The following is a 12,538-nucleotide window of genomic DNA, read 5'->3' on the forward strand; positions in this document are numbered from 1 at the left end:
ACCCTCTTTTTAAATAAAAAACTGCTTTCACTAATCTTCGAACTCTTCTTTTAGAATTCTAATTACTTCGCCAACAGTTTCTTCCTCTAAATCCGTTTGTTTTACAAGGAAGTCCATTTCTTGATCTAATACACTTTTAGCAGTATCTAAACCAATTTTCTTAAATTCTTCAATTACCCAAGCTTCAATTTCATCAGAGAATTCTGTTAATTCCACATCTTCTTCAACACCTTCACGATACACATCAATTTCGTATCCTGTAAGTTGTCCTGCCAATCTGATATTAAATCCTCCTTTACCGATTGCTTTTGAAACCTCTTCTGGTTTTAAGAACACTTCTACACGCTTTGTGTCTTCGTTAATTTTTAACGAACTCACTCTTGCTGGACTTAAGGCACGTGTTATATATAACTGCAAATTAGTCGTATAATTAATTACATCTATATTTTCGTTCCCTAACTCTCTCACGATCCCATGGATACGAGAACCTTTCATTCCCACACATGCTCCTACTGGATCGATCCTATCATCATAAGAATCTACAGCTACTTTTGCTTTTTCACCTGGAATTCTTACTACTTTTTTCACTGTTATTAATCCGTCAAAAACTTCAGGAATTTCTTGTTCAAATAATTTTTCCAAGAATTCTGGCGCTGTTCTCGACATGATAATCATAGGCTTATTTCCTTTTAAGTCTACTCTATCAATAATTCCTCTTACATTTTCTCCTTTACGGAAAAAGTCAGACGGAATTTGGTTTTCTTTTGGCAACACGATTTCATTTCCTTCATCATCTAACAGAATTACTGCTCTGTGCCTGATATGATGTACTTCTGCAGTATAAATGTCTCCTACTAAATCTTTAAATTGTTTATAGATCGTTGTATTATCGTGTTCGTGTATTTTTGAAATAAGGTTTTGACGTAGCGCTAAGATTGCTCTTCTCCCTAAGTCAACTAATTTTACTTCTTCAGACACATCTTCTCCAACTTCAAAGTCAGGCTCAATTTCTCTTGCCGCTGTTAACTCTATTTCTTGATTAGGATCTTCTACTTCTCCATCTGCTACTACGATTCTATTTCTCCAAATTTCTAAATCACCTTTATCGGGATTTATAATGATGTCAAAATTGTCATCTGATCCAAATTTCTTTTTTAATGCATTTCTAAAAACATCTTCTAATATCGCCATTAGCGTTACACGATCTATTAGCTTGTCGTCCTTAAATTCCGAAAACGACTCAATCAATGCTAGATTCTCCATGACATGTCTTTAATTAAAATGTTACCATAACTTTAGCTTTTACAATATTTTCATAAGGTATTTCTTGTTCTTTTTGAACCGTTACTTTACCTTTTCCAATGGGTTTTGGCTCACGCGCTTTCCATTGTAGTTTAATTTTTTCATCATCAGCAGCAACCAAAGTACCTTCTACTTTTGAACTGTTTTCAATGATGACTTCTAATTTTCTACCCACATTTTTCTTGTATTGACGAATGTGTGTAATTCCTTCCGAAATCCCAGAAGAATATACTTCTAGAGAAAAATCTTCTTCTTCTCTATCAAGGTTATGCTCAATGTGCCGACTTACTTTCATACAGTCGTTTAAGGTAACGCCGTTGTCACCGTCAATCACAATTACAATCTTGTTCCCAGGCTTAATTTCCTGAGAAATAAGAAACAACGAAGATTCTTCTTCTAATACTTCTTGTAATAAATCTGTAACTTTTTGTTTAAACATTTTTTTGTATGAAAAGAGGGGACTTATTGTCCCCTCATTTTTGTCTTTACTTCTTATAACGGTGCAAATATACACATTTTTTCTAATCTTAAAAACTATTCAACCAAAGGTTTTTATTTGTAACTTTAAAGAACATAAAAAATCTATTCTGAATGAAAAAAATTCTCCTTCCAACCGATTTTTCAGACCAAGCTGAATATGCTTTAAAAGTTGCTGCTTTTTTAGCTAAACAAAATGATGCAACCATCTACTTGATGCACATGTTAGAATTACCTTCACACTTTTTGTCAGGCGACACTAATTTAGATATTCCTGAACAACTTTTATTCATGAAAATTGCTCACGAACGTTTTGAAAAAACAATTGCTCAAGATTTCATGAAAGGTGTTAACGTAGAAATTACTGTAGAAACACACAAAGCATTTGACGGAATTACACAAGCAATTCGTCAACATGAAATTGACTTAGTAGTTATGGGATCAAGTGGCGCATCTGGTTTAAAAGAAATGTTTATAGGTTCAAATACTGAAAAAGTTGTGCGTACAGCGGATGCACCTGTATTAGTGATTAAGAATCAAATTGACAATTTTAACGTTAGCAATTTTGTGTTTGCATCTGATTTTTCTGAAGATCAAAAATTAGTATTTGAACAAGCTATTGATTTTGCTAATAATTTTAATGCAAAGCTTCACTTGTTGTTTGTGAATACTCCTAATCGATTTGTGACTACTGATGCTGCACAAAAGAAGATGAATGCTTTTATTGAGGAGTTTAATGAACTAGGTGATCATGAATTGCATATTTATAATGACAGTAAAATTGAAAGAGGAATTTTGAATTTTTCACGTTCTATCGATGCTGATTTGATTGGAATGAGTACACACGGAAGGCAAGGATTAGCACATTTTTTCAATGGAAGCATTAGTGAAGATTTAGTAAATCATTCGTTGCGTCCCGTGATTACTTTTAAAATTTAAAAGATTCAACGATTAACAAATTTAATCATAATACATACAAAGCTGTTCGATTTACATATTGCACATCGAACAGCTTTTACCCTAAAAAACCTCTTTTTTATCTTTCATTATGTTGCACATCAACTGCTGAAGCTGGGTGATAGATAAATCCACCTGAGCCTATATCGTGGCAATATTCAACAATATATTCTCCGATAAAATCATCTCCATTGTTGATGGTAAAATTGATTGGTAATTCTACATCAATTGTTTCAAATACTTTAAAGCTTAACTTTGTCTCAAAGTTTTTCGTACGCCCTCCATCAGACTCAAAGCAAGCTACTTTCATGCGGTTTCCATCTGGCTTTGGATTCGTAGCACTTACGTGCGGATCCCAAATGATGGAGCTAAAATTCGGGTAAAACCAAGTATCGTCATCAGTCACTTTTGTTATTTGACCTGTGCGTAGGTAACTTAATGCCGATCCTGATGTTACCACCGCACCATCTTCGATAGTGTAATTAGCTCCATCTGCCCATATAATTACAAAGAACCATTCACCTTTTCCGGCTAAGAATCCGTCATAATCATTTGATGTTCTAAAACGCCATAAATTTTCTGTTCCATCTTCACAGTCACGTTCACAATCTTCATCACATCCTGAAGATGGTGGGTTTCCACTTCCTCCTCCAGGACTTCCTCCACCTCCTGTATTACCTCCGCCACCAGGATAGATTATATCATCACCCTCAACACCATCTAAAGATGGATCTTCATTTGCTAAAAGTTTTGAGTTTACTGTTTCTATAGATCCTGCATTTACAACAACCGATCTTCCATCATCATATGTAAATAATACAGAATTGTTTTTATCCGACTTATCTAATGATCCTGTAGTAATTCCCGTATACACTTCACTGATACGTACTACAAATGACTTTTTATAGCGCTCTACGGTTAATAATTCGCTATACATCACTCCATTTTCATAGTAATGAACTACTTCATTTGGGTTACTGTCATCAAAACCGTTATCAACATACACACGATTAGAGAATTCTTCTGTCCGTCTGTCACCAGCTAACAGTACAGACATTCCTGGATTTACATTTAAAAACTCCTTAATGTTTACATTAGATTTAGCCTCATCAATGTTTGCCAAGATTTGATTTAACGATTTTCCTGCAAAACCTTTCATTTCTGATTTTCCTTGCATTCCTACAAAGAATTCCTGCTCATAATATCCACGTCTTTGTAATCGTATTGCTTCTTCTTGTAGTAAATTATTCATATTTGCATGTTTTTGAATTGCAACCGACATTAATCGTGCATATTCAAACAATGCTTGATCTTCTAAAGATTGTTTACTAACATCTAATTGGTCTACTGCTACCGGATCATCTCCTTCAAAGGCTTCATCTTTAGAACAAGAATGCAACCCTATAAGCACTAATGATAAGAATACTATCTTAATATGCTTTATTTTCATAATAATTGAATTTTTGGTTTTTCGTACTCTTTCGCTCTGTGTAGAACTTAGGATTTTCCGAATGACTCCTTAAACTTCAACATACACTTTTATATTTTACACAGTGTTAATGAAGCGTTGCAACAGGGTAAAAGTAGCATTGTATTGAAAGCAAAAAAAGTGTTCTATTTTGCTATTTATGAATTGAAACTATCAATTTATAAATTGACAGATTCTATTTTTTAAAACTTTTCTTATGAATTCACTGTAACATTGTTAATAAAAAAACTACTATATTTAGGCAGAGCCATTCATACAAAGTTTACGATCACTACCAATTATGACGACTAAATTTACTCAGAAGTGTTTTTCCCTTTTATCAGGAGATATGCTGTTTTCCTCCGTATTTTTTTTCTTCTGTGCTTTTTCTTTTGCACAACAAGAATTTGAATTTAGTATTCCTGATTCGCTACAGCCTAAATCATATATAGAACTGAAAGCCTCTTTTGATGCTGATAAAAAAGATTCTTTAAGTAGATATGTATATGCAAAATCGTATATCGCTAAAGCAACTCAAGATGATAACCGATTAGAAATGACAAAAGGTTATGAATTGTTAGGATTTGCTCATCATCATAATTACAGAAAAAGTTTTTCCTATTATGATAAAGCTATCGAAATCAGCAAGAATTTAAATAACAAACACTATCCTGCAATATTATACATATATAAAGGTGCTATATTATCTGAAAAGAACAACTATAAAGAAGCTCTAGAGAACCACTTAAAAGCTCTAGAGTATGCGGAGGCAAATAATAATGTAGAACTAGCATATGTTACCAAACATAATATAGCTATTTTAAAAAAGCATTTGGAATTGTATGATGAAGCTTTAGAAATTTTTAAGGAATGTTATGAATATGAAGTTAATAATCCTGATAGAGATGAATATGATTTTTTACAATCACATTTTTCTCTTGCCGAAATTTATATAGAAAAGAACACAATAGATTCGGCTGTAAAATATAATACCAAAGGATATAATTTAGCACTCAAACTCGATAAACGCTACTGCAAATCTTTTATATTAAACGAAGGACTCATTGCTTTTCATAAAAAAAATTACCGACAAACAATTGAAAAAATAAGCAAGGTAGTTGACTCCTTAGGGGACGAAATCCCAACTCGTGTTCCAATGAATGGCTTTTTTCACCTAGCAAAAGCTTATGATTCTTTAAAGCAAAAAGAAAAAGCAGTTGTTTATTATAAAAAAGTAGATTCTATTTTTACAGCACATCCTTATAGTTTTACTACAAACTTAATAGATACTTACAAGGCTTTGTTTAGTTACTACAGAGCTACAGATGACAAGGCAAATGAAGCTTATTATATTGATAAGGCGTTGCTTGCATCGGATATTTATAAAGAAGACTACAGAGCATTAAGTAATAAAATTATAAAGACTTTTGACCGAAGAGATTTACTTGAAAAACAAAAAGAACTAAATAAAGCACTGAATCAAAAGGATAAAAAATACTCTACTTTAAAGCTTTTTGCCTTCATTTTTATAGCCCTTTTTAGCATTGCAATTATAGTATTTTATTATAAGCAACGACAAATTAAAAGACGCTTTCAAGAACTTGTCGAAAAACATGAAAAAGCTGTAAAAGCTAAACAAAATCTTACACAGATTACAAATGAGGATGAAAAACAAATTGGCTTAGCAGATGATATTATTGAACAAATCTTAGTATCGCTTTGTAATTTTGAAGAAAAACACACATATATTAAACCAGATATTACACTACCTAATTTATCCAAACGTTTCAAAACTAATTCCGCTTATCTTTCTAGAGTAATCAACACCTACAAAAACAAAAAATTTGCTGAATATTTGAATGATTTACGTGTAGATTATGCTATTGAAAAGATTCAGTCTGATAAACATTTTAGATTATACACTATTAAAGCAATTGCGATTGAAGTTGGTTTTAATAATTCACAATCATTTGCAAGAGCCTTTAAACGGAAAACTGGAATTAAGCCTTCCGATTTCATAAAACAATTGGAAAGTATCTCAACCTAAATTTAGAATTTTAAAGTTCTCATAAAAAACACATGCAATTTATAAATTGCACTAACGACACTAGAAAACATGCGGGGTTTCTCAAAACTTGCAATACTTTTACAGCAAATCACAAAACTATTTGACTATGCACAATAAAATGAAAAAACGGTTAAAATTACAGAAACTTAGTATTGCTACTTTAACAAAATTAAATACAATTAAAGGAGGAACCATGTCGATTACTACTTGTGGGACGATGGGAGGAGACACATCTGATTGCGATGAAAAATCAAAACCAAAAACTATATGTCTAGACTGTTATTAATCCAACAATAACACATTTACAAACTTATTGTGAATTAATGTAAAACTGATTATTATTAAAAACTAAGAAATCCCAATCGTTTAAGATTGGGGTTTTATTTTTTATCACTTTGTAAAATATTATACATACTGTTTTTAGACATATTGACTTTTGAAGCATATATATTTCCTACGTTCATCAATCTGTAGTATTTTGTAAGTTTTGATGCAAACGAATTTATCCAACACAATACATTTCTTCTAAAATTAATTTTCATTCTTGCACTTACAACATTTCTTTACATTTAAGTTATCTACCATTTTTTGAATAAGTCAATTTTTTAGCTTGTTAGGATTTTATTAAATAAACATATAGACAACATAATTTGTAAGATATTTTAAATAAAAAACAGAAATTCAACCTTTTAACACTACAAAATAATTGAAAAATACCTTGACATAAACTTGTGGCGTTAAGACCATCATAAAAAAACGCATGCAATTTATAAATTGTACAAACGAAGCTAGAAAACATGCAGGCTTTGCCAAAACTTACAATACTTTTACAACGAATCACAAAATTATTTGACTATGCGTAACAAAATGAAAAAACAGTTAAGATTACAGAAACTTAGTATTGCTGCTCTAACAAATTTAAACACTATTAAAGGAGGAACTATGTCGTTCACAGGTTGTGGAAGTATTGGATCTTTAGATGGATGCGATGAAAAAACTAAACCAAACACAAAATGCGATTAAACTTCTGTCTGCTAAAACAAAGTATATTACACATCCGATTATTATGAAATTAAAAAATCCCAATTTGAAAAATTGGGATTTTTTGTTTGCAATTTTCCCTTTTTATAACATTACAACATATTCGCCATAATGTTAAATAAATTGGCTTTGGTAGTGAAGTATTTATTTTCCAAATCAATGGCTTTTATTTTGTTTTCTATGAGTTTTGCTTCGCGTGAATTCACCAAAAACAAGGAACTTTCTCCTAAAAAGAATTTGCGTTCTTCTGCCTTTAACATGACTTCATAATCATCGACCAATTCTTGCGTAAGCTGGTTTTGCAATTGATAGGACTCTATTTCTTGTGTTACCGCATCTATTTTGTTTTTTAGATTGACACGCGTTGTCGTACGCTCAAATTCTACATCTTGTAACTTTAGCTTTGCCAAGCGCAAATCTCCACGTTCTTTTCGCAAGAATAGTGGAAAACTAATGTTCAGTCCAGCTTTGTAATTCTGTGTATTAAACGCTCCTGTTTCATCAGGTGTTTGCGTCAAAAAATTGTATTGCAAATCAATTTTTGGCAATAAATTATTTTGCTTTAAACGCTTGTTGAGCATCAAACTTTCATACTTTAAATTGAGCGATTGCATTTTTGGATGCGCTTCTACATCAAAATCTGCACGATCAAATCCTGTAACATTTAAAACGTCATCGATTCGAGTGAACGTTTCTATATCTGGACGTATAGACGGGCGCAATTCCACAGGCGTATCATTGTTTAACCACAAAAAATTCGACAATTGCAACGACGATTTTATGTACTTGATGCGTGCTTTTTCTAAATTGAGCTTTCGTGTGTTGAGCGTTAAACGTGCTTCTAAAGTATCAATCGCTGCTTTTTCACCTTCTCGGTAACTTTTCTTAATTCCATCAAAGCGCAATTGTGCATTGGATAGAAACGATTGATACACTTCACGATTTCGATAGGATTTTAACCATTTGAAATACATAATAGAAGCTTCGTACAATATTTCATTAACTAACAACTGTTGATCTGCTTGCGCTTGCTGTGTAAATAGTTTTGCTTGTTTTAGCATTACCATTCGCTCATTCATCAACAATCCTTTTGCCAAAGACACCGAAACACCTGCGCTATACAAACCATCGGTTGGCACATTGAATTCTGGGTTTAGAAATTCTCCTGTATTTTCTTCAAAGTTTGCTTTGAATTCTATACCGTACCAAGTTGGAATTTTAAATGTTGCGTTCAACTTATCGTAATATTCAGTTTTTTTGAATTTTTTACGATCGTAGTCCACTTCCAGTTTCGGATCAAACGCACCACGTGCTTTTAGCAATTTTGCTTCACTTTCGTTAATGATCAAATTTGCTTGCTTTACAATGGGATGATACGTTTTTACATAGCCTAAATATTCATCCAAAGACATAATAGAATCTAACGGATTGTCAATTTGCGCCATGATATTTCCACTGAAAAGTAATATAAGTAACAAAAAAATAGATCTCATAGTTATTTCTTCTTAGCGGCTTTGTTTTTGTCTTCTGGTTGATAATAATTTGGAGGAAAACTGTTCAATTGACGCCACAGTTCAAACCAAATTGGCACGTCATCTAATAGTGCAATTGTTTTTGCACCTGAACCTACTCGGATTGCTTTTGGCCATTCGTGATCGTCTTTATCTGGCGCTAATAATATTCTGTATTTACCATTTTCACTGATAAAGTTTTCAATAGCTACTACTTTTGCTCCATAGGTTCCATAAGAGATATTTGGCCATCCACTAAAGACAATTGCTGGCCATCCATCAAATTCTACACGTACTTTTTCACCAATATGTATCAGTGGCAAATCAATTGGACGCACAAAACTTTCAACTGCCAACTCATAATTTGACGGCATAATACTTACCAATTGCTCTCCTTCTTTGAATGTTTCTCCAATTCCGCCTTTGAGTGCTTTATTGATAAAACCATCTTGAGGCGCCAATATGTAAAGTAAACCACTACGTACTTTATAATTGGTATACTGATTCTCTAGTTTCGTCACTTGTGCTTCTGTATCATATTGACTCGATTGTGCGGTAAACATATCGCTTTGCGCTTTTGAGATTTTATCTGCGTAAATAGCTTTTGTGCGCGATAATTCTATTTGCGCATTGATGATGTCATTTTTATTTGCCAAGTATTTATTTTCAAGAGAAATTAGTTTTGCTTGTGTTTCTTGCAATTTCAAGCGCTTTTCTTCTACATCTTTCACAGCCGCCAAACCTTCTTTTTCTAGGGTAACAGCACGATCATAACGCGTTTTTGCTATTTTTTCATTGATGCGCCCTGCTTCCACATCAATACTATCTCCTTTAATTTTAAGTTTCGCTTGCAACAACTTATTTTCTGTTTGCTCTAGTTTTAGGTCTCTTTCGCGCAATAACGCATTTACTTGACGCTCTAAGGCATTGATTTTTCCTTTGTAAGCTACTACAGAAGAAGATTTTGCTTTGATTTGCTCGTTTGTTCGCTCTACCAATTTATCGTCAAAGTATTCACTTTTTATTTCTGATATTTTTAAGATAGTATCTCCTTTATGAACCGAATCGCCTTCTTGTACGTACCATTGTTCGATACGACCTGGAATTTGTGATTGAATTGTTTGTGGACGCTGATCTGGTCGCAAGGTTGTTACTTGCCCTTGACCTGATATGTTTTGTGTCCACGGAAGAAACAATACAATAATTACAATAACTGCAAACACAAATAAGAATCGGTTTAACTGTCGATAATACCTCTTATTAAAGACAAGCTTGCCAGATGCGTAATGCGTAAGTTTTACCTTTTTATTCAACTGATTATGTGAAATATTTAGCATGTCTATAATTTTTTAACTTCTCCTTTTTCTAGTGTTATTAATTCTCCACAATTTGTTTTCCAGCGATCATTACTACTCACAACAATTAATGCCCACGGATTTGATTTGTCCGTGATAAAATCGATAATATCATTACTTTCATCCACATTAAATTGATCAAGTGGATCTTCAAGAATCAGCACTTTTGGTTTTTTGATAATGGCTCTTGCTAGTACTATTTTCTTTGAAATATTGTATGATATTTGCTTCCCTTCTGGATTTAGGATGGTTTTTAATCCTTGCGGTTGTTCTTTGATAAATTGTGTCAATCCGACTTTATCCAATGCCCAGAAAATGCGTTCATCTGATACATCTTCGTTTCCAAAAGCTAGATTTTCTCTTATTGTTCCTTCAAAAGGTGTTTCTTCAGAAAGTGACAGACCTAAGTGCGATCGGTAATGATTTAAGTGCAAACTTTCTATTGAGAACGTATTTACATAAATGCTTCCGCCTGTTGGCGCAATAACACCTGCAATGGTTCGCAAGAGACTTGACTTTCCAGAACCGCTTTCCCCTTGAATCAAAATTCTACTACTTGGCTGAATTTTAAATGAAATATCTTTTAAGATTGGCTTTTCTTTTTCCTCAACTTCATAGAACACTTTGTCAAGCTCAATCGTCATTTCTTTTTCAAAGTTTGGCATTTCTCCTTCTTGTAGCTCCAAGCCTTTATCAACAACTTGCCCTAGCTTTTCAATAGATGTTAGTACATCATAAAAAGATTCTAATCCTACAATCAGTTTTTCGACAGAACCAATAACTAATAGAATAATGATTTCTGCCGCTACAAATTGTCCGATGTTCATTTCCTGATTCAGCACGAGTGCGCCTCCAATTAATAACAGAGAAGCAGTCACCAGTACTTTAAAAGATATCATTTGAATAAACTGTATTACCAACACTCGGAAATGGCTTTCGCGCGCTTTTAAATATGCTTCCACAAGCACATCATTTTTTTTGAGTGCGAGACTTGTATTTCCTGAAAGCTTGAAACTTACCATTGTTCTTGCTACTTCCTGAATCCAGTGCGCTACTTTGTATTTATTTTTTGACTCCTCTAAACTTGTTTGCAAACCTCTACGAGCAGTGTATTTAAACACAACAAAAATTAAAGCCACTAACAAAACTCCGAAGATGATAAAAAACGGATGATAGAATGATAATAGGATTAGTGCAAATAAAATCTGCAATAATGCTGAAGGCACATCAATTAATATTTTAGAAAGTCCTTTTTGAATTGTTAAAGTATCAAAAAAACGGTTTGCTAACTCTGGTGGATAATAGTTACGCAACTCATCCATTCTGATTTTTGGAAAACGGTAGCTTAACTCAAATGAAGCGCGCATAAAAATACGTTGCTGAATCGTCTCAATAATTCGCAACTGCATTAATTGCAAAGCTCCTGAAAAAATAACTCCTAAGGTCACTAAAATCACAAGTACAAGCCAGGAAGTAGATACTTGAGCTCCTTGAATTAAATTTATAATCGATTGAATTCCCAATGGCAATGATAGCGCAACAATTCCTGCAAAGATGGCATAGTACAGAATTTGAAAGATATCTTTCTTTTCTAATTGAAGTAAGCCAACAAAACGTTGCCAAGGTGATAATTGTGTATGTGCCATATTTTTACGTTAAAAAGCGTTTCTTTTCTCTTTTTGTAAACTTAAAATGAACGTAAAAAAATTCAGTTTTAATATTTACAAGCGCAAATATAATAGTATTACTATTAACTTTGCATACAACAGTATTAATATTAACATTAATATAACTTATAGTATTGATATACATGCACTTATGCATTAAAGATTTTAACAACTAAATTAACCCTAACAGACTGATAAGCAAGGTTTTTTTATTTTTATATATAAAAAGAGGATAGTTATAATGCTTAAAATTTTGAACAAATTTTAGTGCTGAAGTAGTCTTTAAATCTAAAGAAATATTGACAATAAATACCTCTAAAGTAAATTCAAGTAAATCGTCTTTCACAATATTTCACTAAGAGTCTTCTTGTAAACAAATGAGATTTTAATAGAAACACTAGAAACAAAAAAAGTCCCAATCATGTTGATCGGGACTTTCTGTTGGCCTACTAGGGCTCGAACCTAGACTCTTCTGGACCAAAACCAGACGTGTTGCCAGTTACACCATAGGCCATTAGCGTAATGCGGTTGCAAATTTAAGACAAAGTTTCAAAAGTCCAAACATTTTAATAAAAAAAACAGAGCAAGTTTTGAAATTTATTCATTTTCAATGTTTCAGGAAGTAAAAATTCTTTAAATAAAGAGGTATAGTCATCAATTTTTGAGTTTAAAATGCTCTCATAAATGTTAAA

Annotated in this window: 10 protein-coding genes and 1 tRNA gene; 4 read left to right on the top strand and 7 right to left on the bottom strand. The window is 32.7% G+C overall.

The annotated features are described in order from the left end of the window. Nucleotides 1-30: 30 nt before the first annotated feature. Complete coding sequence (gene nusA, locus MK119_RS02585; RefSeq protein WP_290670554.1) at nt 31-1,263, bottom strand: transcription termination factor NusA; 1,233 nt, start codon at nt 1,261-1,263, stop codon at nt 31-33. A gap of 13 nt (nt 1,264-1,276) precedes the next feature. Then, nucleotides 1,277-1,741, bottom strand: coding sequence for a ribosome assembly cofactor RimP (gene rimP / locus MK119_RS02590; protein ID WP_290670557.1), 465 nt, complete (start codon nt 1,739-1,741; stop codon nt 1,277-1,279). Nucleotides 1,742-1,893: 152 nt separating this feature from the next. On the opposite strand from rimP, the gene MK119_RS02595 reads away from it, so the two are divergent. Beyond that, on the top strand, nt 1,894-2,718 hold the full coding sequence (locus MK119_RS02595; protein ID WP_290670560.1) for a universal stress protein: 825 nt from the start codon (nt 1,894-1,896) through the stop codon (nt 2,716-2,718). 97 nt (nt 2,719-2,815) lie between these two features. Here MK119_RS02595 and MK119_RS02600 read toward each other — a convergent pair whose 3' ends face one another. Continuing rightward, nucleotides 2,816-4,186 carry a hypothetical protein gene (locus MK119_RS02600; protein ID WP_290670563.1) on the bottom strand — a complete coding sequence of 457 codons (1,371 nt, stop codon included), beginning with the start codon at nt 4,184-4,186 and terminating at the stop codon, nt 2,816-2,818. A gap of 319 nt (nt 4,187-4,505) precedes the next feature. Here MK119_RS02600 and MK119_RS02605 point away from each other — a divergent pair, with 319 nt between their 5' ends. The 3 genes from MK119_RS02605 to MK119_RS02615 all read left to right on the top strand — a co-directional run bounded on the left by MK119_RS02605 (nt 4,506) and on the right by MK119_RS02615 (nt 7,295). Beyond that, nucleotides 4,506-6,251 (top strand): helix-turn-helix domain-containing protein, encoded by a 1,746-nt coding sequence (locus MK119_RS02605; protein WP_290670566.1) that lies wholly within the window; start codon nt 4,506-4,508, stop codon nt 6,249-6,251. Nucleotides 6,252-6,390: 139 nt separating this feature from the next. Next, a complete protein-coding gene (locus MK119_RS02610) occupies nt 6,391-6,558 on the top strand; it encodes a hypothetical protein (RefSeq protein ID WP_290670569.1) in 168 nt (55 codons plus the stop codon). Nucleotides 6,559-7,139: 581 nt separating this feature from the next. Beyond that, nucleotides 7,140-7,295 (top strand): hypothetical protein, encoded by a 156-nt coding sequence (locus tag MK119_RS02615; RefSeq protein ID WP_290670572.1) that lies wholly within the window; start codon nt 7,140-7,142, stop codon nt 7,293-7,295. A 110-nt stretch (nt 7,296-7,405) separates the two neighbouring features. Here the strand turns inward: MK119_RS02615 and MK119_RS02620 are convergent, their stop codons facing one another. The 4 genes from MK119_RS02620 to MK119_RS02635 form a co-directional block, all read right to left on the bottom strand. Continuing rightward, nucleotides 7,406-8,806: a TolC family protein gene (locus MK119_RS02620; protein ID WP_290670575.1), complete on the bottom strand. Its 1,401-nt coding sequence runs from the start codon at nt 8,804-8,806 to the stop codon at nt 7,406-7,408. 2 nt (nt 8,807-8,808) lie between these two features. Continuing rightward, nucleotides 8,809-10,161, bottom strand: coding sequence for a biotin/lipoyl-binding protein (locus MK119_RS02625; RefSeq protein ID WP_290670578.1), 1,353 nt, complete (start codon nt 10,159-10,161; stop codon nt 8,809-8,811). A 2-nt stretch (nt 10,162-10,163) separates the two neighbouring features. After that, nucleotides 10,164-11,825 (bottom strand): ATP-binding cassette domain-containing protein, encoded by a 1,662-nt coding sequence (locus MK119_RS02630; RefSeq protein ID WP_290670581.1) that lies wholly within the window; start codon nt 11,823-11,825, stop codon nt 10,164-10,166. A 462-nt stretch (nt 11,826-12,287) separates the two neighbouring features. Then, nucleotides 12,288-12,360 (bottom strand) — tRNA-Gln (locus tag MK119_RS02635). Nucleotides 12,361-12,538 lie beyond the last annotated feature (178 nt).

This window comes from Kordia sp., assembly GCF_022447245.1.
Lineage (GTDB): Bacteria > Bacteroidota > Bacteroidia > Flavobacteriales > Flavobacteriaceae > Kordia.